This window comes from Bacteroides sp. 2_2_4, from assembly GCF_000157055.1.
GTDB classification, from domain to species: Bacteria; Bacteroidota; Bacteroidia; order Bacteroidales; family Bacteroidaceae; genus Bacteroides; species Bacteroides ovatus.
The window spans coordinates 291818-318447 of sequence record NZ_EQ973362.1; the positions used below are offsets into that span (position 1 = coordinate 291818).

Consider the following 26630-nt stretch of genomic DNA (forward strand, 5'->3'; position numbering starts at 1 on the left):
GGCGCAACTTTTTCACCACATCATAAGCAGAATAGCCGTTGCCTCCTTTATCTTGCGGACCGTACGCCTGATTTGCCGCCTCGGCATACGCCAAGAATATCTCGGTATAGCGGATGCGCGGTGTGTAATGATACTGGTCGGCTTTCGCATTCGGGTCGAGGCTGATGTCCTGACGCAACAGTTTGCGCAGATAGTATCCGGTACGGGTAGAACGTCCTACCACCTTGTTCAGTGCATCATTGGTAGTTCCGTCGGCTGCCGTAAAGATTTCCTTATTCGTATTGCCTGCCTTACAACCATTATAGAGAATGTATGCTTCCAAGCGCGGGTCACGGTTGGCATACGGAAGATTTTCATCATATTCGCCGGACAGATGAGACACCGGATAACCGTTCAGCATCGGGAATGCATCCACCAGATTTTGAGTTGGGTTGATACGTCCGTTACCGTAGAGTGTGGGCGGGAAGTTATCTTCTTCGAGCGAGAGGGATTTGGCACGTTCACCACGCCACAGAATTTCAGCAGGTGATTCGGTTGGGCTAAGTTTTTCAATATCATCTACATTGCAATACCATGTCCATCCGGTAGGATCCATACCGTCTACCCCTCCGATATGATTCAGTACCTTTGCAGCACTAGCAGCAGCCGTTTTCCAATCAACGCCTGACTGGTCACTATATGCCGGACTGGCAGCAAGCAAATCCGCTTTTGACACAAACGCTTCCACCACCTTTCCAGACATACGGCCGATAAAGTTTGCGCCAAACACACGGGTGACTTTGCCTTGGTCTGCTCCTGCATATTTAGCAGACAAGCGTTGCATTTCCGCTGCGTCACCATATTCCCAAGGCAATCCTTCGAGTGCCAACCGGGCGTCTTCTTTCAACGCCTTCATGCAATCTACAAATGTGCTGCGGGGCACATTGAAATTGGATCCGGCTGCTTCCGGTTCGGTCAGGATGGGCACCCCCATCAACACACCGTCTTCGGTATAGCCCGCATGGGCTTCGAGGAGGTAATACATATACATGGCACGCAAGCCATAGGCTTCCGCTTTCTCACGGTCGCAGAACATCTGCGCCACCACTTCGTCTTTCGCCCATTTCACCTTGTCGGCATTGGCAAGGAAAAGATTGATATACTGTATGGCGGAACGGCAGGAAGTCCAACGGTCGGCAGGATTGTTGTTTGCCGTCCACATGCCGGAGGCTATTTTACGCCAGCTGTTTTCCGCATCATTGCTCACAGCGTCATCGGTAGCCACGTCGTTGAAAGAATAGCCTGCGCAGGGTATGCGTGTATAGGCATTTGCCAGTATTCCTTCGGCATATTGCGAATTCTCGTACATATATTCCAGTCCGAGGTTGTTCTCGATAGCCGGTTCGAACAAGTCATCGCATCCGGTCAGACAAGCGGCAAAGGCACATATTGTTATAATTTTCTTCATGACTTATTTATTCTATATTTTTATATTCTACAACGAGAGACCCATCAAAAGTCTACCTTTACACCCAGTGCGTACGAACGGCATTGGGGAGAAGTCCCTACATTCATCTCCATATATTTACGCTCCTTCGCCAAGGTCAACAGGCTTGTTCCGTTGGCATAGATTTGTAAACCTTTCACAAGTTTGCCTTTCAGCATAGCAGCCGGGAAGTCGTAAGACAATTGAACACGGTTCAAATCGAAACGTGAAGTGTCGTACAACCAGAAGTCGGAAGCCACAAAGTTCAGGTCGCCACCTTGTGTTGTGAGACGCGGGTATGTGGCGATATCTGCCGTCTCTTCCGTCCAGCGTCCGCGAACCACTTCAGAATATTTGCGATCGCCATACACGTGCATATAACTATTATTCTTCAGTCCTTTGCCACCAAACGATCCGGTGCCTGCCACAAACAATGTGAAGCCTTTGTACTTGGCAGTCAGGTTGAGACCCATCACCCAGGAAGCACCCCACTTGCCCAATACCACCTGGTCTTGCTCATTGATGACACCGTCGTTGTTTTGGTCTACATACTTCAAATCACCGGGTTTGGTATTAGCATTCACCTTTGCCGAGCTTTCCACATCGGCAGCGTCTTTGAAGAATCCGATGCATTGATATCCGCGCAAAGCATCAATCGCCTCACCTTCGGCTTTCAGCCAGTCATATTTCACATTCTCGTCCCATTTGGTGTTCTTGGAGGTGTAGTACATACCCACAAGCCCCACATTCCATTCAAAGTCACCGTGCTTTTTGCCCACATTTACACTCAAGTCCACACCCGTACGACGTTGGTTGTTCATGTTAATATAAGGACGCATATCGGACTTCGGATAATAAGTCTGGAAATAAGACGGATAATTTTGGGGCTGCGCCAGCAATCCTTCGGTATTGGTTACGAAGTAATTGGCATTGAGTCTCACCAATCCCTTCCAAAGAGAAGCGTCCAATCCTACCGTAAATTCCTTACGCTTGATGTAGCCGAGGTCGGGGTTTCCACCTTGCAGGAAGTCGGTGGTCTGCATCGAGTTGTTTACCTCGCTCCATCCCCACCACGTACCTGCCTGTGTAAACTTGGTAGCATACATGTAGTAATCACTGATATCCAAATCCTGATTGAGCACACTATAGCCTGCCATCAGTTTCAGGTTATCGAGCCAATCGGCATCTTTGAGGAAACCCTCTTCGGAAAGACGCCATCCCAACGTAAACGAAGGCGAAAGCCCTATCCGGTTGCCTTCGGGCAATTTGGCGGAATGAACCGCTGCCATGCTGAAATCGGCGTAATACTTACCGGCATAGTTATAATCGAGTTGCAAACCCAAGTTGGAATTGCTAGTGCGATGGTAGGTACCCGAATAGGTCTGCTGGCTGCCTTGAGCCAACAACAATGCATTCACATGATGATTGTCGGCAAAAGTGTTCTGATAGCCGAACTGTGCAGAGAAATAAATGGTCTGATACGCCGTACTGCCCGATACGTTTTGCGTACCGGTATGCTTGTCCATATTGTACTTAGTCAATGAAGTAATACGGTCGCCTCCGAAAGCATTGTTCCAAGAGGCTTCATACACTGCATAGTCGTCGTCGATAGAAGTGATGTAAGAAGTTCCGTAGTCTACGGAGAACTGTGTACGGAATGACAATCCTTTCAGTACTTTATACAAATCGAGGTTGATTCCCGCATCAAACTGGAAACGACGTGAAGTAGCTTTCTGATAACCGGACGCATACATGGCAGCAAAAGGATTAGTCATGTTCAACTGCGTACCTCCCAATAGATATTTGCCGTCAATAAGGTAATTGCTATTATTGATCAACGTCCACGAAGCAGCATCGTTTTTATCGACAAACTCAATGGGAATGAAAGGTACAAGAGGCGCCGAACCGGGAGCAGTCGGACGTAACGTAGCCGAGTTAGCCCAGTAGTCTGCCTTATCGTGACGGGAATCGTAGAAGATAGCATTTGCATTTACCCAACCGCTGATCCAATCGTTCATACGCAAATCCACATTACCGCGGATATTCAGGCGCGAATTGCGGTTGTTCTTACTTTCACCGAAGTTGAGCAAGTCGTTGGAACTCTCGTAACCGATGTTCGTATAGAAGTTGGCGTAGCGTCCGCCGCCCGAAAACTCGGCCACTCCGTTATAGTCCTGACTTGTCTTCCGAATATAGTCATCGGAAAAGAAGTTGATGTTCGGATAACGGTAAGGGTTACTTCCGCTTGCATAGTTGTAAATCTGCTCATCCGAGAAAGCGGGATCCAACCCGTCGTTACGCAACGCCTCGTTATACAACGTCATGTATTCGGCAGAAGCCAGATATTTAGGATAGCTTTTAGGCACATTGATACCGGCATTGGCACGCGCACTCACCCGCAAGTCTTTATCGCATCCGCGCTTCGTGGTGATAAGAATGACTCCCTTCGCACCACGGCTGCCGTAAAGCACCACGGCTTGCGCTGCCTTGAGGAATGTGATTTGGGCTATTTCGGTAGGACGAATGTTGTTTGCCTCACGAGGGACTCCGTCTACCAATACCAACGCTTCGCCCATGTTCCATAATTGTCCGTTGTAACCTCCCACTAAAGATTGCATATTGTCGAGACTGTACAGCGAATAACTTTTATTAGTCAGTTCCTCTACATTGACGGACGAGACACCACCCATCAAATCCGCCCGGTCCACTGTGCGGAAAGCCACATTCACTTTCTGAGCCAATGTATCAGTCTTCTCCACATCCGTCTGAGCCATCAGCCCGGCAGAAGCAAACAATAGTCCGGCGCTAAGAATTATATTTTTATGAATTTGTTTCATGATATTCTATTTCGTTTAATAAGTCACTTGTTTACCATCCCGGATTCTGATAGAACTCCGGATACAAGGTCACGTCAGACAATTTCAGAGGCAACCAGTAATGCTTCTCCGTGAAATTACGCGTCACGATTACCCGATATGTATAGCCGCTTACAGCTGTTTCCTGAGGGTTCTCGGCAAGGTCGCCTACCCGTTGGAAATCGACAGCAGTCTTTTCGGTATAAGGTTTCTTGTCGATAAGCAACCAGCGACGCAAGTCAGTGAAACGGTGTCCTTCGTATGCAAGTTCTACCGCACGTTCGCGGCGAATCTCACTGTTGAACAGATCGATTGAACCGGTATATTTGGCATTGACACCTTCTACTCTCGCACGTTTGCGGATGGTGTTGACTGCGGCCAGTGCCGTAAGTGTACAGTTGGTTGACTTTCCTGTAGACGAGCCGGTAGCATTTGCCGCAGCTTCAGCATACATCAGATAAATGTCTGCCAGACGCATATAGCTGCAATAGATATGCATCTGCGGACTCCATCCCCAGCCATCATCCCATTTATTGGCTGTCACCGGAATAAACTTGCCAAGCAGGAATCCGGTACGGCTTCCGAACTGGTCGTCACGGGCGTTTCCGCCTGTGTAGAGGGATGCAACGGCTAAGTCACCGACCTCCTCCGAATCTTTTTTTGCATCAGATACCATAGGCGAACCGTCGAAGCGAATATCATGATAGAAACGTGGGTCGCGTCCTTTCCAAGGATGAGTCTTGTCCCACTTGGATTCCTGGTCGTCGAGCGGCAATCCATTTGCCATACCGTAATAGTGTACATAGTTGGCTGTGGGCGAGAGTTGCGGATTGTTATCTTTCTTATAGCTGGCAGGCACAAACTGAAGAGCTAAACCAAAAGTTGAGTTTTGCCAGCCATCTGCCACCAATCCTCTGAACAATGCTTCTGTAGAACCCGGCATTTGGGCATTCTTTCCGTATGTGTAGAAGAGGTCGGAATAGTCCTCAAAGTCCACCAAGCTATATTGCGTCTGTCGGTTCTCTACCAGCGTAAGCAACTCCCCGAACGCTTCGGCAGCCTTCCGGCAATATTCCTGATTGTAGGATTCACTTCCTGTGGACACCTTGTTCATCAACGGACTTCCTGCCCACAAGTAGTTTTTACCTAAATAGCCCAGTGCCATGATTTTGTTGATGCGCAGTTGGTTGTATCCTTTCGTGCTCGGGCTGATAGATGTCTTGTCCCAATCAATAGGCAGCAGATCGGCAGCCATCCGGAAATCATCGGCAGCCTTGTCGGCACATTCGTGATAGCTGAGTCGCGGCTCGTTGAATGTTTCGTTGGGAGGCAACACCTTATCTATATAAGGCAATCCGCCGAAATATTGTATCAGCATGAAATGAAACCACCCGCGGAAGAAATAAAGCTGTCCGGCAATGGCGTTCTTCTGTTCCTGCGTTGCATCGGTAAGCAGGTCCAGATTTGCTAATCCCGTATTACATTTACGGATTCCGTACCAAGAAGCGGGCCACAAGTCGCGGTTCCATCTGAATCCGTCGTTCGGAGTAGTAAAGTCCAGATTCAGAGTTTTGCAATCCATAAATCCGGCCCCCCAGCCGTCGTGTTCAGCCTGCCACCCCCAAAAGTCGCCTTGGTCCACTTTATAGCCCATGTGATAATTGCAGTCTACACCAATCACTTCGTCTTCACCCCAGTTCCAAGAGTTTGACCAGTATTGTTTGGCCATGTCGGGAATACAAGCATAAAGCTCTTCTACAAATCCCTGAAAATTGTGGAAGTCCTTAAAGGCATTTTCCGGAGTGACATCCGATTCGGGTGCCTTGTCCAGATAGTCGGTACACGAAGCAGTCGTACCCGTCAATCCGAGACTCAAACAAGCCATTACAGCATATTTTATAATGTATTTTTTCATAATTCGATGATGTTTTAAAGGTCAAATTTAATACCCAGATTGAAACGACGTACAGTAGGATAAGCACCTTGCGAAGCCAATCCCGTACCTGCAAAGTTCGATTCGCGGTCATCCGGCATACGCGACCATACCCAAAGGTTGTTTCCGTTCAGGAATATTTTAAATCTGTTCAATCCAATTTTCTTTACCCAAGGTTGTGTAAAAGTGTAAGCCACTTCAGCATTCTTCAGACGAATAAACGAACCGTCGTAATGGAAGCGAGTACCTTCATAATAACTCGGAGTAGAATTGATACGAGGCATGGGAGCATCTGCATCAAAACGATCTTTCGACCAGAATACTCCTTCGTCGAATACAGTATTCACGTTATTGTGCAAGGAAGTAAAACCCACATAACGGTTGACGTTGGTCACTCCATAGAACTGTACAAAGCAGCTGAATCCCTTGTAATCGAATCCGATAGTAGCGTTGTACGTATTTTCGGGAGTACCCGTATAGCCGTAAGGAGCGCTGTCGTTGGCATCTATCACGCCATCACCATTATAGTCCATAGTGATATACTGTCCGGGCAATTTCTGATCGTTCATCGTATTGTGTGTAGGCATGGCGAATACTTCGTCCCACGTGTTGGCAAATCCTGCCGTAAGATGAGCGTGGTCTTGTCCGATGGCAAATCCTTCCGACTTCTGGTATGCGGGACGCAACACAGGGTCATCGTATTTGAGAATCTTGTTTTCAGCATGAGTCATATTGAAGTTACCCCACAGACGAAGACCGTTGTTCAATGTTTTATTTACACGAAGTTCCAATTCGTATCCTTTCGTACGCACGCGTCCTAAGTTGGCAGCCGGGGCGGAAATTCCTAAATAACCGGGAGTGGCACGTTTGTCGCCGGCTACAAGAATGTCCGAACGCTTGTCATAGAAAAATTCCAAACTACCGGCAAGCAAACCATCGAAGAAAGCGTAATCAACACCGATATTCTGCTTCAAAGCTGTTTCCCAATGTACATCGGGATTACCTACCGTAGCTTCCTTGTACCAAGTGTAAGGAGACTCGGTTCGATTGTTCAAACCGTGGAAAGACTTACCTCCGTAAGCCCACTGTGTAGCATATAGAAAACGAATACCAAGATTATCGTCACCTACCTCACCGATAGAATAACGTACTTTCAACATATCTACCCACTTACGGAGAGGCTTGAAGAATCTTTCTTCGCTTATCATCCAGCCCAACGCACCTGAGTTAAACAACTCGAAACGATAGTCGGGACTAAACTTCTCGGAACCGTTGTATGCACCGTTGTATTCCAAGAAATAACGGTTGCCATAACTATAAGTGGCGCGGAACGCCCAGTCTTCACGATAGTGAGGGAATTCGCTACCAGTGCTTCGTTCGGTACGGTTGAACACTCCCATGGCGCTGACATCGTGGTCACCGAACTTGCCGCTCCATGACAATTGTCCTTGATAAAAAAGATTGCGTTGAGTAGACCAGTCCCGCACAGCACCACCTGCTGTAGACCACAAGATACCTTCCTGAAAATCGAGTCCGGTTTTAGAGTCGGTTTGCGCGTTGCTATAATGCACCTCGCCTGTTTCCGGATCTATCCATTTGGTCTGCGTCCCGTGATTCAAGTCATTGACACCACGACCGGCTTCCACAAACACGTTGTCCCACGAAATCATGGCACTTGCACGTAATCCTTTTACGAGGAAACTCAAATCCTGTTCCAATACAAAGTCAGTATTGACGCGGGTAGTAGTAAGCATTTCATAGCCTGCATTGGCGAGATTCAACACAGAGTTCGGCGCACCTTGCGAATTGGGCTTGTAGTATCCCCACGTACCGTCGGAATAACGGGGCAAGAAAGCGTCTGACGGAGAACTGTAGGCAGCCTGCCACAACTGCGAGGCACCAAATGAATCGTCGGCAACTCCCCACGGTGATTTCTTCACACCGTAAGAACCGAAAATATTGGCTTTCAATACGGTAGTTTTGGTAATCTTGAAGTCCAAATTACTACGTGCATTAATACGGTTGAATCCGTAACCTGCCTGATAACCACGGTTATTGTCCCATTCGCGGAACAAGTCACCTTCATGCAGAAAGTCTACCGCAGCGAAATATTTGACGTGGCGTGTACCACCCGACAGGTTGATGCTCGGATTGTATGACATGGCATAATCTTTGAAAAGCTCTTTCTGCCAGTCAACGTTCGGATAACGTTCGGCCTCTTCCAAATTAGCAGGATGGCGATATTTGTCAATCGTCTCCATCGGCAATATTTTATTCCAAGAAGCAGGATTCAAGCCTAACTCATATTCGGCAGCCTGATTACGCACATACAACGCATCCGCCGACTCCATTCTTCCCGGCAGAGCAGAAACCACTTTAGCCGTCATGTTCATACTTACGTCAATCTTGGCCCGACCTTCGTTACCGCGCTTAGTGGTTACAAGAATGACACCATTGGCACCCTTCACACCATAAACAGCAGTTGCCGACGCATCCTTCAATACAGATATAGACTGTACAGAACTCATGTCCACACTGCTCATCGGACGTTCGATACCGTCCACAAGGATAAGCGGTTCGCTATTATTCCACGAGCTAACGCTACGAATTACAATTTTCGGGTCTTCGTCACCCGGCATACCAGTAGAGGCAGAAGTCACCACACCCGGCAAATTACCCGTCAATGCCGCACCCACATTCGACACACCACCTGCACGCTGTAATGTCTCACCAGTGGTTTGTGCAATAGCACCTACCACAGACGCTTTCTTTTGTTGTCCGTAACCCACCACAACCACTTCTTCCAGTTGCTTGGTGTCATCTTCCAATGTTACTTTAATAAGACCTTTAGAAACCACTTTTACTTCCTGCGGTTTCATTCCTACATACGAAACAATAAGGACAGACTTCTCACCGGGCACAGTCAATACAAAATTGCCATCTATATCTGTGATTGTACCTATTGAACTATTACCTTTTAAAGTTACTGAGGCTCCAATGATTGTCTCACCATTACTGTCAAGAACCGTTCCCCTCACCGTTATCCCTTTCTGTGCTGATGCTGTTACAAAACTAAACAACATAAGGAGAAACAGGTAAGGAATTTTTTGAATTTTCTTCGTTACATTTTTCATTACCATTAGTTTAAGATGTTAATTAACTACATTGTTTTCTAATCATCATTCTTTTTTAATTGCATTAGCTATCATTATAAATATCACCCATAGTTGCTAGTATTAGATTTATATAAAAAAAATAATTATTTGCAAGTAGCGTATAATCCAATTGTAGTACCGGTAAATCCACCAGCCGTTGTAGTAGAGAGATAACTGGAATCTACATCTTTACAAAGCAGTTTCCAGTTTTTTTCACCATCAATAGAATAATAGAAGTCGTAACCAATTCCTTGAGATACTAATTTCAAATATACCTCATTTGTATCTGCGTATATTTCATCTGAAGCCAATGTCTGTTCCTTTTCACCGATTTGTTTCAGAGAAATATTTTTATTCTCACCCACTTTATTCAAGCAGAAGAAATATTGATGCGCCTCATCTTTAAACAATAACATTCCGGCTGTTTCCTTATCGTTAGAAGGATTGAACAACATACGGGTAGCACATTCAAATTTATGATGTTGTAACCGACGGCAGACAAATGCCGGAGTTTTCTTTTCCGTAGAGCTAATATCTGCACACTTCAAGGTCAGGTATCCGGGTGTTTCCGTCAATGAATATAAATCGGAAGCAGAAGCTCTCAAAGTCATCCAAGTCATATCAAGTACAGGAGAATCAAAGTTCTCTATTAACTCGAAGTTACCATAAGTAACTATCGTATCGCGTTTCGCACCTTCACGTTTTACAATCATAGGTACTAAATCATCTCCTTGTGTCATGTACGGGAATCCATCTTCACTCCATTTCACCGGCATCATAAATGTTTCACGTCCCAAATTCTCAAACTGATTATTAATAGGGCGACAAGCCAGAAAAACAGCCCACCAATCTCCCTCTTTTGTTTGAATCAAGTCTGCATGACCAGCACAGGTTACCGAATTAGGACGGTCAGAATTCAAATGTCTTTGCGTCAGAATCGGATTGTTTTTCCATGGAAGAAATTTACCCATCGGAGAATCACCACGGAAAATCACTTCCGAATGCCAGTTACCCGTTCCACCTTCGGCGGACATCAAGAAATACTTTCCATTTATTTTATATAAATGAGGACCTTCTATCCAAATTGGTTTGTCTGCCGGTTGAGCTCCTTTGTTTACAAGAATCTTACGAGGACCGATCGTCTTATCTGTTTTCACATCAAACTCTTGTATGCGTATAGTACGGTGGCCGCTATATTCAGGTTTATTATCCGGAGCCTCATCATTATTAACAATATATGCCTTACCATCTTCATCAAAAAAGAAAGAAGGATCAATACCTCCGACCTCCGGCAACATGACGGGTTCCGACCATTCACCAAACGGGTCTTGCGTCTTAACAAAGAAATTTCCGGCTCCGACATTGGTTGTTACCATATAATATGTCTTGTTATACGGATTATAAGAAATAGCCGGAGCAAAAATACCGCCACTCACTTTCTGTCCTTCCATATTCACTAATTGCGAAGCACGGTTCAACACATGCCCTATCTGTTTCCAATTCACCAAGTCTTTGCTGTGAAAAATAGGAACACCGGGGAAATAAGTGAATGTAGATGTTACTAGGAAATAATCACCTTCTCCATTTGTACAAACATTAGGATCAGAATACCATCCCGGCAAAATAGGATTATAGAAATAGTCTTCACCTGACAGAGGATTGGAAATATAAAAATCATCATTTCCCTTATAAGAAAAATAATCAAAGAGAGCCACAGATTTTCCAATAGCCGGTAATTGTTGTTCTTTCTTTGAGTTACATGACATCATTGTTATCCCCAACATAAATATGGAGAGCCGGACGATTGACATTAATTGTATTACCTGTGTATTCTTCATAATACTTCTTATTTTCTTTATAATCAAATATGAATTACTGATCTTTTCTGCAAAGATATGCCAGTTCATAAAACTACAAACATAATTATGTTACGGGCTTCTTTTCCTAAATAACATCTTCATTTTCAATGTTACATCTATCTTTCCCCTTGTAGCACGCCCAAACAATTACACTGATTATAAGCACATTACAATCTTATTTTTTTTGAATAAAAGCTATTCAAATTCCCAATAATCCAGATTGAAAAGTTTGTTTCCTTTCTCTCCTTTAAAGCAGAAATAAAGATCATGTACACCCTTTGCATTCTTTATCCGGCATGACATCTGTTTATATATATCCAGTCCTCCTGTCGGTGATATACTGACACTACCTATTACCGGCCCTTCAGTGCTATCCAGACGAATTTCTATCATTCCGCCTTTTTCAACACAAGCTGCGCTTACACTGAATTTCTTTGCTCCTTTCTTGCCAAAGTCGACACCACGCACACACAGATATTCATTATTATCGATATCGGTTATATACAAACCACCATTCTCATGATTTTCAGCTTTAAGACCATATCCCCAAGCCATCGTTTCAGCTTCCACTCTACGGTAAGGATTAAAGTTTTCAATCTGTTCCAGTTTCGTCTCCTGCCAATAAGGAACTTCCTGAATAGTTCCATCCGGATTATAATGCATTTTTGCAACAGACGTGGAACGACGTTCCTTATGATCCAATGTTTCCAAATGAAGCAAATCATAATTTAAGCCAAATACATAAGAGCTACCTTTATAATCGATAATTCCAGGATGATTTCCTCTACTCCGCTCTGTTGGACGCATAATATATCCTTTTGTACTCCATGGTCCGGTAGCTTTGTCGCTCATAGCATAGCCAATCCCTTCCGGGCAACAAGTTGAAGCGAAAGCCATGTAATAATGCCCGTTCCGTTTATACACCCACGGTCCTTCCTGATAATGCTCCGGTTTATTTTCCACTTGTACAATTTCCCCCGAATATGAAACCATATCCTCATTCAGTTTCACATAATAAACATTCGGATTGCCCCAATACATATACGCTTGTCCGTCATCATCAATAAATACGGTAGGGTCAATATCATCCCAATGCTCTTTTTGCCAAACTAATGGTTTATTCAAAGGGTCTTTAAAAGGACCGTAAGGAGAGTCGGATATCAATACGCCAATACCATTACCGTGAATCGGGCAATACATGTAAAACTTGCCATTACGTTCGATGACCTGTTCTGCCCAGGCACCATTATCACGTTTCACCCAATCAAAACTCTTCAGAGAAGCGACCGCTCCGTGATCGGTCCAATTCACCATATCGGTGGAAGTATAAAGTAACCAGTCCAACATTTTGAATCCTTCGGCATCATCCTCATCATGAGTTGTATAAAGGAAAACGGTATCATTATATACCATCGGAGCCGGATCAGCGGTATATTTTGTCTGGATAATAGGATTTTGTGCCACTCCTAAAGTAGCGACAGTCATTGCCAACAAAAACGACACGCCTAAAAATTTAAAGTTTCTCATATTCTTTTATTTTAAATGGTTTTAGATTCTACTACTTTACATTTTTATTTTCAGCTGTTTTCCTCTATACTCTATGGTCTTTCCATTGATACTTTCTGTCACATCTATTCCCGACTTTCTATCAACTTTTACCAACTTCAGTTTGCGAGATACAGTCATACCGGAATATCCACCTTTCCGGTCAGAGATTGTCAATGTGTTATTTTTATCATTCCAAATTATTTCAAAACTTGAAGAGTCCCCCTTCTCATAATTGTAATTGTCGCCTTCATCTTCATAGACCGTAAATGAAGAATCGGCTCCCGGATAAACCCGTATCTCCCACTCTGCATCTGTTTTTTCCGAGGTATATTGCATAACCGGCCCCATTGGAATGATAGATCCTTGACGCACCAATAGAGGAATTTTATTTATCGTTGCTTCAGCGACAATCCATTGTCCGCCCTTATATTTTTTTCCGGTCCAAAAGTCAATCCAATCGGCTCCATCCGGCAAATACACACGACGCACCTTATCTACATTTTCCAAAGGATGGGAATCCACCGAATAATACATAGGATTGGTGACAGGAGCAACCAATAGAGCTGGTCCAAACATAAATTCATCTTTTAAATCAGCGACCTGCATATCCTTGGCAAAGTCAAACGCAAGTGTTCTGGTCATTGTATAATTTTCACGGTGAACCTTGCCTGCTAAAGAATAGATATAAGGAAGTAAGCGATACCTTAAATGAATCACTTTAATCAAACTATCATAAAAAGGCTCACCCGGTTTACCAAAACGCCATACTTCACGAGGAGTATCGGAACCATGACTTCGAAACACCGGCAAGAACGCTCCATATTGAAACATACGAGTGTATAATTCCCGATAAGCCATATCAGCCACTCCTTTATCATAGTCGCCTTTCCAAAACCATTGAGGTCCATTTTTTGTAAAAAAGGCCCCAATATCGACTGTCCAATAAGGGCAGCCTGTAGCCATAAAATTTAACCCGGCAGGAATCATTTGAGCAAAAGATTGCCAAGTTGCATAAGTATCACCGTTCCACGTTATTGTAGAATAACGTTGTTGACCTGCGTAACTAGAACGGGTAAGATTTACAACACGCTTATCTTCATTTGTAGAACGTTGGTTCTCATAAATTCCCTTCGCATGATATAATGAATACAACTGGCTTCGCTCTGCCCCCAATACACTATTCTGCAAATTCGTGTTTAACTCCCAACGTTGCCGATGATTATCCGCTCCATAACCATCCTTCATAAAAGTCCAATCAGCATCTAATGGTTCTGAAGCGTCACACCACCAGGCATCAAAACCGTTATCAAAAAACTCATTATTCGCATAGTTCCAGTATAATTTTCTTGCCAACGGATTAAAAGCATCATAGACAGAGGTGCCGCTTAACAACCATCCCTTTCGTTTAAATTCCTCATGTTGAGGACAGTTCATGGCATTCGGCCATATTGATATCATTAATTTAGCATGCAGAGAATGAATTTCATCTGCCAGTTTTCTTTTGTCAGGATAGAATTTAGGATTCATACTCATATTCCCCCATTGGCCTTCCGGCCAATAGTTCCAATCCTGTACAATCATATCGATCGGAATTTGCCTTTGGCGATACTCTTTTAAGGTATTAATTAAATCATCGGAACTGACATAGCGTTCTTTAGATTGAATATATCCAAAAAGATAGAGAGGCATCATTGGAGAATTGCCTGTCAACATACGATAATTAGCAACCACAGCATCCATTGTCTTACCTTTCATAAAGTAATAATCAATCTGTTTAGCTGCCTCAAGTTCGACAAAACTCCCTTCCGAGTTATCCTTAAACATCATGGCACATCCCGCATCAAACAGTAATCCATAACCGGCTGTTGAATTTAGCACCGGTACCATAGCTTTCAAATTATGCTGGCACAGATAAAGTTCCTTACCACGCAAATTCATATAGTCTTCCATGTGAGATCCCCACCCATATAAAGCTTCCAACGGTTGCCATTTAAAATTGATCCTATATTTCCAGGTGTGCCCTATGGTATCATAACGCAAAACATTTTTTATTTCTTTATCACCATCCGCAGTTTTCTCTATATGTTTTGAATGTTCATCATATATGACTTGCTTCGTCACTCTCTTTTCACTGATTCGAGGTATATTTTGATCTTCCTGCAATAATAATCCCCCCTCTTTATCCAAATAAGTGATAGAAGCAGTACTTAAATCAACTCTGACTATCAAGCTATCCGATTTTAATAAATAACAATCCGGATTTGGGGTATATACCCAACGAACAGGATTATCAACTGCACGTGGCAAACAAACATCCGTTCCGTTTCCTATAAACGTATTTTCCCCCGTATATTGAACTCTTACCACATCCGGAGTCACAAACTCTACTTTTAATATGCCTTGTTCCAAATCACAAGAAATACCATTTACAAGAACAGTAGCCTGCTTAACCTGTGCAAAAGCTGTGAAAGTATTCGCTAAAGCCATCAACAATATTATTAACCATACCACACCAAAACTTTCTGACCTATGCTCTTTTTTCATAAACAACACTGTTATAAATCTATCTTTTGCGAAACATAAATATCAAAGATATGCTTCCATATCCTCTTCACAGCAAACTATTTAACAATCAAAATTCCGCCATTGCAAGGAATAGATAGTTGCAATTCTTGTTTCTTTCCTATTCCTATTTGTTTCACACCGCCCTGCAATACCTTATCATCACTAAAAAGTCTCACCTTTTCTCCATTAGAGAACATCGGCAAATTAACTTTAAGTTGCAGTGTTTCCTTCTGCGCATTTACTCCGGCAATATACCATTTGTCTCCATGACGACGGGCAAGAATAACGTATTTACCAGGATAACCGTCAATGAAACGTACCTCATCCCAAGTCGTTGGAACCTCTTTCATAAAATCAATAGCCCATGCAGGAGCATCGGTCAGGTTATTCGGTGCCAAAGCGAAATGCTGTACCGGACTCTGAAATAGCACCGCCGTAGCCAGTGCGTAGACATCTGATGTCACCCGCCGGCTTCCCCGTGGAGCATTATCCGCATTATAATATTTGTTCAATGCACTACCTCCAAAATCCATGCTACCCACAGTATTACGAATAAACGGGTGCAAGGTAGCATTAAAGGCCTCATTATCACAACTGCCTTGAGAGAAATGAAGATTTTCACTAGCCAATACAGCCTCACTCGATGCGAAGTTAGGATACATACGTTCCCAGCCACGAGGCAAAGTACATCCATGGAAAATAACTAAAAGACCGTACTCGTTTGCATCCGACAAGATATCCTCATACAACTGCATAGTCATTTGCTTGTCACCTCCGAAAAAGTCAACTTTTATTCCACGAATACCAATGCTTTGCATCCATTTCATCTCCTTACGTCTGGCTATCGCATTATCCATAATACCTCTCGGAGTTTGCGGAGCATCATTCCAATACCCATTCGAATTATACCACAAATAAAGAGCTACCCCTTTGTCCTTCCCATATTTAGCCAATTCTTCAATTTTATCACGTCCTATTTGTTTATCCCACAAGGCATCCACTAACACAGATTGATACCCCATTGCTGCCGAAAAATCAATATACCGGAGTTGCTCTTTATAATTAGTACTTCCATCCATACCGATAATCCAGCTCCATGAACCCCGTCCATACGTATACTCTCCTTTTGCCGGATAAAGCGGTTTTACAACATCAAAAGGAACCGTTGTCTCCACTATTGGAGCCAAAGTCTTGCCCACAGTAATAGTACGCCAAGGCGTCTCGCCCGGTAATGCTATCCCTGGAGAAACCGTACCATTCCCATTTGCTTCACCTTCTTGCGGAAATCCAATGGTATACACCCCTTCTTTGTGTCCCAACAGACGGCTCGCACAATATCCACCATTTACTCCCGTTTCGGAAACAAGCACCCAACCGTTATCTCCATTACGGAACAGACAGGGAAATGTGTATCCTTCTCCCCAGCCATTTTTGCCTGCGACATCATCTGCCGTATAAGACGTCTCATAACTTGGAGAAGTACGGGCAAATCCTCCCATCGGTTTACTTTGCGGACAAAGGAAAGTGGTGGTTCCGTCAGGAAACACAAATCCTGTGACTTCTTGCTTAACCACGCAACTTAGTGTCTCACCTTGCGGATACATCTTATATTTAAAAGCAACATCGTTATTACTTATGCGGAATATAACATCATAAATTGTTTTCCCTTGTTGCGTAAACGAAAATACAGCTTCATTCGCCACATAATGTACCTTGCTCTTTTTAATAGAAGCCAACTCGTATGTTTCATCTATTTTATTGGTTGAAACATTCTTCTCCAGCGACATCCCCGATGAAAAATCTCCTATATTTGCAATAATTCCCAATGGAGATGGCTTCAAAAAAAGAACATTGTCATAACTAACAGAATAAGAGGGTCTTCCATCCATATCTGCGACTGTTACTACCAACTTTCCATCAGGACTTGCTATCTGTTTATCTTCTGCACTTACAATACTACTACCCAATAGCATAGCCATTACTATAAAAAACTTCATCATATTTCTACTTTTTAGATTCTTTTCTACTGACATAATCACACATTCTATTACAATCAAAACTTTACAGAAATCGCTTTCCCATTATAATCGACGTTTTTTTGAGTCCCGTCCTGAAGAGTTACAGTAAATTTACGGTTCTTCAACATTCCCCCATACGCACCTTTTCTTGCCCCTATCGTCAATTTACGAGATATATTATTCCAAGAGATTGGAATTTCCGTATAAGCTCCTTTTTCATAATTGTAATTATCAAATTCATCTTCATATAAAATGAAGTTTCCATTCGCACCCGCATACACCTTCAATTCAAGATGATCCCACGGTTTTTCAGTTGCATACTGAACTTGTGGACCGACAGGAATAATACTACCCGCTTTTACATACAATGGAATAACATCAAGTGTAGTCTCTTTGGTAATTTCCTTTCCGCCTTCATGTTTCTCGTTTGTCCAGAAGTCATACCATAGCGTTCCTGCCGGTAAGTATATGTTAGTAGATTTCGTTTCCATGAAATCCACAGCAGCGTCAGTTTTTGTTTTTTTCGCTCCATTTCTGTTCCATCCTTCTTCTTCGGAGACTTTTACCACAGCTTCCGGTGTATATTGTGCATGAGTAATCGGAGCCACAAGGATCGATTTTCCAAACATATATTCGTCATTGATATCCCACACCTTTCTGTCATCTACAAAATCCATCATCAAAGCGCGCATAAAACTCGATTGACGATTGCTTACCTCCCAAGAAGTAGAATAAATATAAGGCAACAGAGAGTAACGTAAACCTATCATCTTCTCGATAGCATCATATACAGGCTCGCCTTTCTTTCCGAACTTATAGATTTCCCTATAAACATCCGTCCCGTGCGAACGCATCATCGGATTGAACGTTCCAAACTGCAACCAACGCACATAAAGCTCCTGATACAATGGATTTTTTGAAGCACTATCATCATTCCAGCTTTTATTATAATGTCCTGCAAAAAAGCCACCAATATCACTATTCCAGTGAGGCATACCACACAAAGAAAAGTTTAATCCGGCAGGAATCTGATTTCTAAAACTCTCCCATGTGGAAGCGACATCACCACTCCATACATTTGCACCATAACGTTGCTGCCCCAAGAATCCGGAACGGGTTAAAATAAACACGCGTTTGTCCGAAGTCACTGCACGCTGATGGTCGTAAACCCCTCCGACAGTCATCAACGGATAAGCATTGCGCACCTTACGGAACGAACCCAGATAGGTTTTGGTATCCATATCCTCCGGCTTCCAGTCCAAATGGTCGGGTTCGGTAGAGTCCATCCACCAGGCATCCATTCCCAACTTGAAAATTCCATCATTCAGATATTTCCAATAAATATCACGCGCTTCGGGATTGTAAGCATCATACACTCTTACACCGGAAGGATATTCCATATTGGGGGGCCATGACTCCAATCCCGATTGCGGCCAGGTAGTGAAGTTAAACAACATCCCTTTTTTGTCCAATTCTCTATAAGGTTTAGTCATCGGTCCGAATGACGACCAGATAGATATAGCCATGTGTGCGTTCATCGCATGGACATCCTCAATCATCTTTTGAGGATTATTGAAAGTCGGATTCTGAAAATCCATCGCATTCCACAAATAGTTATGCCCCCAATATTGCCAATCCTGAATAATGCCATCCAAAGGAATACCCAATTCACGATATTTACGAACAACGTCTACCACTTCCTCCTGACTCTTATATCTTTCCTTACTTTGCCAGTAACCATAAGTCCATAAAGGAAACATCGGCGCTTGCCCGGTCAGGTTGCGTACCTGTGCTATAACACCGTCGGCATTTTTCCCATACATGAAGTAATAATCCACACAGTCACCTACTTCAGAACGGAAAGATGTTTCAACTTCGTTATCCGTAAAAAGAGTCGGCGAATAGTTATCCCAAAACACACCATATCCTTTGGTGGACTGGAAGAAAGGTGACACATCTTCAACGTTACCCTGTAGCAGATTTTTAGTCATGTTCCGCTGAATCATCTTTCCATTTTGCAATTGTCCCAAACCATAAATGGCTTCTTCCTTATCTAATATAAAAGGTTGATAAACCTGATAAGTTTTTGTCCCGGCATCATCGAAATCGATAAACTGCATACCGGATTTCTCTGCCAATAATACTTTGCCATCCTTTGAGAAATAAGAAACAATTCCCGTCCCGGTGTCCACACTGACACTTAGTTCACTGGTATTCAATACAATCTTATTATCTTTTATATCAGCTTTGAAACTTACCTTTTCAGGTTTTGCAATTACAGAAAGACTCTCTTTTTCATAGGCAACACCTTCCGGAGACTTTATTATCCTCGCCACAGCAGGCGCAAAAAATTGTACTTCTATATCCACTGCATTCACTGTGGTCTTGATACCCGACGATGTTTTCTGATAATTTTGTGCGAATAAAACATTTGTACTGAAGCATAAACATATACCCCAAAATAGATGATGTATTTTCATAATTATAGAATAATAAGGTTTCTAATTAATTACCAACAGATGTTGCATACAGTCCAATCATTGCTCCTGTAAAGCCACCAGCCTCATTAGTAGAAAGAATATCGCCGGAAACGGTTCCTCCTAAATTCATAAATACCTTTCCATCAATCGAATAATTAAAACGATAATCATCTCCATTGGCTGTTACTTGCAGTGTCACAGGTTTCTCTGTTTCTATTTTCATCTCACCCAGGACACTCGCTTGTCCTTTTTCGGTTCTTTGCAGCATCAGGTAATAGTCTTTTCCCTTTTTAGTGATACCGAAAACATAGTGATATCTTTCATTCTGATAACATGTTATACCGGCAAAATCTTTCTCATTTTTCGGTTTGTACTCCATGGTTGCTGCCGCTGTAAATTGATTATGCTGCTGACGGTAGAACAAGGTAGAAGTAGGTTTCACTTCATTGATATTTGAGGTAAAAGGGACGATCCGCAATCCTTTATCGGTCATATCAACGAATTCTTCACGAGGACCTCTAAGACCAATCCATCTAAAGTCTAATGTCTTATCGGAGAAATCATCCTTAAAGACAAAGTTGCCACTAGGCAAATAACCGTTTTTCCTGTTTGGTTCTCTACTCCCGAAGGCATCTTCAATGTAGGTTTCATAGGGATAAGCCCATTCTCGAAAACGGGAAATGTTCCGCTCCAGTCCACCGGAAGAATAAAAGTTTCGCGTCCGGTATTCACTCTGTTCTTCTCATTGGGGCGTATTCCTAAAAATACACCATAATATTTTCCGTCGGGTCCCTCCACTAAGTCTGCATGACCAGCCCAGTCTACTTTATTCGCCCGATTTGCAGGAAAATAACGTTGAGTCAAAATAGGATTATTATTTGCCGGAAGATAAGGTCCTTTCGGATGATCACTTACAAAAATGACTTCGCTATGCCAGCCTCCGGTTCCTCCTTCCGCACACATTAAGTAATAACGTCCATCTTTCTTATAGATATGAGGAGCTTCAATCCATATCGGCTTTTCTTCTATATTGACGCCACCGTTTACTATGATCCGGTCCGTTCCCGGAACCACTTTATCATTTTCCACATCATAATCCCATATTTTTATGACACGGTGTCCCGAGTAACGCTCGTTTGCTTTAGCAGGAGCATCATTATGTACCACGTATGCCTTGCCATTATCATCAAAGAAAAGAGAAGGATCAATGCCTTCAAATTGAAGTTTGATCGGATCACTCCAGCCATTCTCCGGATTCTTTGTCTTTACCACCATATTTCCAAAGCCGCCGGAAAATTGAGTGGTTATCATATAAAACGTATCATTATTGGGATTATATCTTATAGCAGGAGCATATACACCAGCACTAATACCACAATCTTCAACCTTTAATTGTGACGTTCTGTCCAGCACATGACCGATTTGCTTCCAGTTGACCAGATCATTAGAATGGAAAATAGGCACCCCGGGAAACATAGCAAAAGATGAGCACACTAAATAATAATCATTACCTTTCCGCGTTATACTCGGATCGGGATAGCAACCCTGCAAAATAGGATTATAGAACTCACCCGGCTTTAAAGGATTGTTTTGATAAATAGCATCCTCCCCCTGATAAATAAATTGCGTAAAGACAGGAGCATTTTTTGTTATTTTACCCTTGCCACTCACCTCCATATTAAAAAACAACATAATAAATACGACAAGCCCCACGGATTGCCAGCTCGACAAAATCAATTTTAATGTTCTCATATTATCACTTTTTATTTTCTATAATTTCCTGTTCCATAGTAGTGTTTGCAAATGTATCGATTCGGTTTTATCATATATGTACAATCATGATACAGGCATCTATATACAGGTTACATTTATCACAGACATGTAACATGATTCTTTTCTGATGTAACAAAAAGCCCAAAAACAGAAAAATGGTAAGATAAATAACTACATTACCTATTATTTCAGCACTTTTATCTTCCATCATATAAAATGCTGAATATCAATAATTAGCAAATATTCATTTTCCTTTAAAAGAAAGCCCCCATTGGTTTAAAAGAAACGGGGGCTTGGTTTAAAAGAAACGACCCGTTCCTTTTAAAGGAACAAGGTCGTTCTTTCTTTATTCATTCAATAAATAAATCCGGATTGTCTATCTGTAAAAATAAACAAAATTCCAAAGCGGTATTACTGTACGTTCATTACAATCGTTTTCAACTTATTTCTATCAGAAGTTCCTCCATACAGTAATTCATAAGTACCTTCCAACGGACACATCGTATTCGACTCTACATCAAACCATTCAAAGTTCTCACCGGTAAGAGGAATAGCTACTGATTCAGTTTTCCCTGCCGGAATATGAACGCGTTTGAAAGCACGCAAGGTATAACGGGGACCTTCCTTATCACCCGGACGTCTCAAATAAACCTGAACCACCTCTTCTCCATCACGTTGCCCGACATTACTTACCGGAATAGTCAATACTACATTTTCACCTTTGGCGATTGTATTCTTGCTCAATTTAGCTTCTCCATAAGTAAAGTCAGTATAACTCAACCCATGACCGAATGGGAAAAGTGGTTGCTGTTGCATATATCGATAGGTACGCCCCTTCATGGAATAGTCTTCAAAGTCCGGCAATTGATTCACATCCTTATAGAAAGTGACCGGCAGGCGTCCACCGGGATTATACTCTCCCCAAAGAGCATCAACGATAGCTGTACCACCCGCCTGTCCCGGATACCATGCCTGCAGAATCGCTTCACAAGTAGTCGTTTCGGGCACTAATCCGATAGCTGAACCGGAATAATTGATAAAGACAACCTTTTTACCAGCCTTCTTCAAAGCTTTCAACAAATCACGTTGAACGTCCGGAAGTTCAATATCCGTACGGTCACCACCCTTAAATCCGGGAACTTCTACCGGCATTTCCTCACCTTCCAGACTTGGAGAAATTCCACCTGCAAAAAGAATCACATCAGCATCCATTACTTTCTTCACTGCGAGGTTCAAGTCAATCCCTACCTCTTTGCCCAAATCAAAATCAAGTGTAGCCCTTTCATTCCGTTGTTTGAATAAAATCTCGATATGATACTCTTTTCCAGCTTTCGCCTGTAACGTATAGAGGTTCGTCGGATTCTTAACATATATTTTCCGAGCCACTTGCTCACTATCTATAATAAGAGTCACTTCACCATCCAGTTGGAAACGGAAAGCAACATCACCCGACTGCGAAGGACGAAAGACAGATTCATAACGAGCCGAGAAATCTGTTATCTCCACCCCAGGAGCAAAGGTAGTAGCCCCTGTCGTTGCAAAATGGAACGGAGTTGAAATCTGATCGGTGGCAACGACCTCCCCTTCACGATTACGATTATTCCAGTATTCTGCCAAGAAACCGGGTTTACCATTTATGCTACATTCATCAAACAGGCTTTGGAGTGTCTTTCCGTCCACACGGTCACAACCCGGTTCGTATATGATTTGTCCTTCCGGTAGTTTGGCACGGACAGCTTCCAATAAGGTAACCGTATGTGCCGGAATACCGTTATAATTTCCCCACTGCATCACGGAGTCATTGGCATTAGGTCCCATAACAGCTACTTTCAGATGGGTATTCAGAGGCAAGATGTTGTTTTTATTCTGCAAGAGCACCAATGATTCACGGGCCATACGCAAAGCCAATGCCTGATGTTCCTTACTATTCAAGACAGAGGTTGGAATTTCCGACCAAGCCGATTGTTCGTCCATTTCTCCCAGTTCAAAACGTGCCGTCAACAAACGTTTCAATGAAATATCTATTTCTTTTTCGTCAATCAAACCGGCTTTTACAGCATCCGCCAGTGAAGCATATTCACTTCCACATTCAAGGTCTGTACCTGCCCGCACGGCACCAGCCGAGGCGTGTTCCTTATCCGGGTAAGTCTCATGCGTTCCCGGTCTATAGAAATCGGAAATCGCTCCACAGTCAGAGACTACAATGCCTTTGTATCCCCATTCATCCCGCAATATTTGCATCAACAGGCGATTACTGCCACAACAAGGCTCTCCCTCAAAACGATTATAGGCACACATCACTTCCTTTACATGCGCTTTCTGTACCAAATCTTTAAAAGCAGGCAGATAGGTTTCCCATAAATCCCGGGGATCTATATTCTCCGCATCAAAACTATGCCGGTTCCACTCCGGTCCTGAATGAACGGCAAAGTGCTTGGCACATGCGTGCAGCTTATCATACCTGGCATCTTCCGGTCCTTGCAAACCACGGACTACAGCCATTCCCATTTGTCCTGTCAGATAAGGGTCTTCACCATAAGTTTCCTGACCGCGTCCCCAACGAGGGTCACGGAATATATTGACATTCGGTGTCCAGAATGTTAATCCCTGATAGCGTTTCAGCACGCCGCTTTCACCGAAAATACGCGATTTTACGCGAGCCTCATCGGAAGTGGCATTGAACACTTCATATAATAATGAATCATTAAAAGAAGCTCCCATACCGATAGACTGGGGAAAAACAGTAGCCAATCCGGCACGTCCCACACCGTGCAACGCCTCATTCCACCACTCATATTCTTTAATTCCCAGTCGAGGGATAGCAGGTGACGCATTTTGCATTAATGATACTTTTTCTTCCAAAGTCAACCGGGGCAACAAATCCTCCGCCCGTTGTTCCGCCGTTAAAGAAGTGTCCTGGTAAGGCAGCAATTGCTTACATGCCGAAAACGATAACACCAAACAAACACCCATAATCGGTATCCAACCTCTTTTCATAATATTATACTTATTAGTTATGATTAATTTGGAAACAAAAATAGCCTATTTTCCAATAAAACAATGTTTCATTGGTTACAAATACATATTTGTTTGTTACATTGACGCATCACAGAACGAATAATCAAAAGAGTCCACATCTACATAACCGCCTACAGAACGTGTAGCATAGTTAAATATGGCAAACTTACTGCCCATAAACATACGGGTGTAGTCAAATTTCATCTTGACAGGCAGACCAACAGGTATCCATGCTTTCCCATCAAGACTATAAGAAAAACGAGCCTCATCCCGTCCATTGGTAAAGTCACCTTCCACACGCAAGTAGACAAGCTCTTTGTTAAGAGGTATACGGGCTTGTTCGGTCATATCCACACGGCTAATGGCACGCTTCGTTTTCTCAAACACGCTTTTCTGTTCACTCATCACAAGAGACAGTTTATTTCCGTTCTTTTCAATCGTAAGCACACCGCTGTCACCATTAAAAGCCGATAATCCTGCACGGTCACCATCTTTCATCCCCCCCAGAGAGAGACTGACAGTGCCCATACATTTCGGTCCTACCATACGTTGGGTCAACGTATTGGGAGCAACAAACAGGTTATCTACCACACGGGAGGTTTTCAAACGCAGAAATCCGGGACGGTCGGTAAGACTCCATGCCTGATCGACGGGGTTATGATTCCACTGCCAATAGAGGGAAAGCCCGGAAGCGGAAAAATCATCCGAACCGCAGATACCATCCATTGACATATACGATAAAGTGGTATCATTCGGAATGTGCCCATCCTTGTCTCCCAGCATAGGCCAACCATCTTCCGTCCATGTACAAGGCATGAGACACGGCACACGCCCTACGCCACCACGATCCTGAAAAATCAGTCCGTACCATTCACCGTTTTTCCCGTCTACGATACATCCTTGACCAACACCGCCATGCCCGTCAAACTCCGTTTCAAGAATGACACGCTTTTCGTAAGGTCCGGTAATCTTATCGGCACGATAGCATACTTCACGACGCAGACGGCCGGGAATACTCCAATCCATAGAAATCATCAGCAAGTAATATTTCCCATTATACTTGATGACGGAACTACCTTCCAACAGCCCTTGTTCGTCAGCATCCCGTTCAAATATTTGCTGATTGATGCCACCGGGAAGTACATCGGTCAAATCGGTTTTCAACTCCGTAAGCTGTCCCGTACTGTGAAAGAGATACACCCGCCCGTCATCATCAAACAGAAGCGAACCGTCATGGAAATGCGGAGGACGCGAAAGAAGTTTCCAGGGACCGGCCGGATCTGTCGCAGTATAGACAAACCCACGTCCGGGCGCGCCATTGGCTGTAAACCAGACATAGAATTTACCGTCATGATAGCGGATAGATGATGCCCATTGTCCTTGCCCGTAAGCAGTGCCTTCGAGCAAATCATAACGAGGACCATCGTCAATGCGAGAAAATACGTAGCTGATAGTTTCCCAATGTTTCATGTCCGGCGAACGCATGATAGGTGCTCCCGGCATCAGATGCATAGTAGTGGAAACCATGTAAAAGTAATCGCCTGCGCGACACACCGACATATCGGGCACGTCAGCATAAAGAATAGGATTACGGTATTGTGCTCCGGCTGATAGCGGGAAGAACAATGTAAAAAGAGTACACAGCAGAATAGTGTTGATTTTTGTTTTCAGCATAATCATCGTTTTTTTATTAACTGGCTACATTATCTATTATTTGAAAGCTAATTATTTAAAATGTTCCTTGTTATCTTCTACATCACAAAAATAGGAAATGAAAACAGAACTAGTGCTAAAAGCATGCTACATGATTTCTTTGTGATGCTACATATCGAATGAAGAATGTTACATCTATATTTACTCATGTTACATCACCCTATCTCCCAAAGAAAGGAGACTGTATTCAGCCTCCTCTCACTTATTACATACCCGAACAACAGGTATCAACAACTATTCTTATTACA

At 43.2% G+C, this 26630-nt stretch carries 11 protein-coding genes and 1 pseudogene; all 12 read right to left on the bottom strand.

Features of this window, described 5'->3' with window-relative positions; translation table 11 throughout:
* Positions 1-1447, bottom strand: a 1447-nt coding sequence (locus BSCG_RS09975) for a RagB/SusD family nutrient uptake outer membrane protein (protein ID WP_008776488.1), incomplete at its 3' end; no start/stop codon positions are given.
* Positions 1448-1491: 44 nt separating this feature from the next.
* The gene (locus BSCG_RS09970) at positions 1492-4302 is read right to left on the bottom strand and encodes a SusC/RagA family TonB-linked outer membrane protein (RefSeq protein ID WP_004309632.1); all 2811 of its coding nucleotides are present in this window, start codon (positions 4300-4302) and stop codon (positions 1492-1494) included.
* 31 nt (positions 4303-4333) lie between these two features.
* Positions 4334-6235, bottom strand: coding sequence for a RagB/SusD family nutrient uptake outer membrane protein (locus tag BSCG_RS09965; protein WP_004309631.1), 1902 nt, complete (start codon positions 6233-6235; stop codon positions 4334-4336).
* 14 nt (positions 6236-6249) lie between these two features.
* Positions 6250-9393 (bottom strand): SusC/RagA family TonB-linked outer membrane protein, encoded by a 3144-nt coding sequence (locus BSCG_RS09960; protein ID WP_004309630.1) that lies wholly within the window; start codon positions 9391-9393, stop codon positions 6250-6252.
* Positions 9394-9512: 119 nt separating this feature from the next.
* On the bottom strand, positions 9513-11246 hold the full coding sequence (locus BSCG_RS09955) for a glycoside hydrolase family 43 protein (RefSeq protein WP_008776491.1): 1734 nt from the start codon (positions 11244-11246) through the stop codon (positions 9513-9515).
* A gap of 216 nt (positions 11247-11462) precedes the next feature.
* The gene (locus tag BSCG_RS09950) at positions 11463-12794 is read right to left on the bottom strand and encodes a glycoside hydrolase family 43 protein (RefSeq protein ID WP_008776492.1); all 1332 of its coding nucleotides are present in this window, start codon (positions 12792-12794) and stop codon (positions 11463-11465) included.
* 36 nt (positions 12795-12830) lie between these two features.
* Positions 12831-15302 carry a TIM-barrel domain-containing protein gene (locus BSCG_RS09945; RefSeq protein ID WP_008776493.1) on the bottom strand — a complete coding sequence of 824 codons (2472 nt, stop codon included), beginning with the start codon at positions 15300-15302 and terminating at the stop codon, positions 12831-12833.
* Positions 15303-15436: 134 nt separating this feature from the next.
* A complete protein-coding gene (locus BSCG_RS09940) occupies positions 15437-17413 on the bottom strand; it encodes a glycoside hydrolase family 97 protein (protein ID WP_032849597.1) in 1977 nt (658 codons plus the stop codon).
* Positions 17414-17433: 20 nt separating this feature from the next.
* Positions 17434-19878 carry a TIM-barrel domain-containing protein gene (locus BSCG_RS09935; protein WP_008776495.1) on the bottom strand — a complete coding sequence of 815 codons (2445 nt, stop codon included), beginning with the start codon at positions 19876-19878 and terminating at the stop codon, positions 17434-17436.
* Positions 19879-19903: 25 nt separating this feature from the next.
* A pseudogene (locus tag BSCG_RS09930) lies at positions 19904-21630 on the bottom strand (glycoside hydrolase family 43 protein).
* A 432-nt stretch (positions 21631-22062) separates the two neighbouring features.
* On the bottom strand, positions 22063-24648 hold the full coding sequence (gene xyl3A / locus BSCG_RS09925) for a xylan 1,4-beta-xylosidase (protein ID WP_008776498.1): 2586 nt from the start codon (positions 24646-24648) through the stop codon (positions 22063-22065).
* Between the two features lie 96 nt (positions 24649-24744).
* On the bottom strand, positions 24745-26343 hold the full coding sequence (locus tag BSCG_RS09920; RefSeq protein ID WP_032849613.1) for a glycoside hydrolase 43 family protein: 1599 nt from the start codon (positions 26341-26343) through the stop codon (positions 24745-24747).
* Between the last annotated feature and the right edge of the window lie 287 nt (positions 26344-26630).

What these genes read in the sequence shown, in the direction of transcription:
- BSCG_RS09970 (WP_004309632.1), bottom strand. Translation starts at nt 4,302, where the DNA reads ATGAAACAAATTCATAAAAATATAATTCTTAGCGCCGGACTATTGTTT.
- BSCG_RS09965 (WP_004309631.1), bottom strand. Translation starts at nt 6,235, where the DNA reads ATGAAAAAATACATTATAAAATATGCTGTAATGGCTTGTTTGAGTCTC.
- BSCG_RS09960 (WP_004309630.1), bottom strand. Translation starts at nt 9,393, where the DNA reads ATGGTAATGAAAAATGTAACGAAGAAAATTCAAAAAATTCCTTACCTG.
- BSCG_RS09955 (WP_008776491.1), bottom strand. Translation starts at nt 11,246, where the DNA reads ATGAAGAATACACAGGTAATACAATTAATGTCAATCGTCCGGCTCTCC.
- BSCG_RS09950 (WP_008776492.1), bottom strand. Translation starts at nt 12,794, where the DNA reads ATGAGAAACTTTAAATTTTTAGGCGTGTCGTTTTTGTTGGCAATGACT.
- BSCG_RS09945 (WP_008776493.1), bottom strand. Translation starts at nt 15,302, where the DNA reads ATGGCTTTAGCGAATACTTTCACAGCTTTTGCACAGGTTAAGCAGGCT.
- BSCG_RS09940 (WP_032849597.1), bottom strand. Translation starts at nt 17,413, where the DNA reads ATGTCAGTAGAAAAGAATCTAAAAAGTAGAAATATGATGAAGTTTTTT.
- BSCG_RS09935 (WP_008776495.1), bottom strand. Translation starts at nt 19,878, where the DNA reads ATGAAAATACATCATCTATTTTGGGGTATATGTTTATGCTTCAGTACA.
- xyl3A (WP_008776498.1), bottom strand. Translation starts at nt 24,648, where the DNA reads ATGAAAAGAGGTTGGATACCGATTATGGGTGTTTGTTTGGTGTTATCG.
- BSCG_RS09920 (WP_032849613.1), bottom strand. Translation starts at nt 26,343, where the DNA reads ATGCTGAAAACAAAAATCAACACTATTCTGCTGTGTACTCTTTTTACA.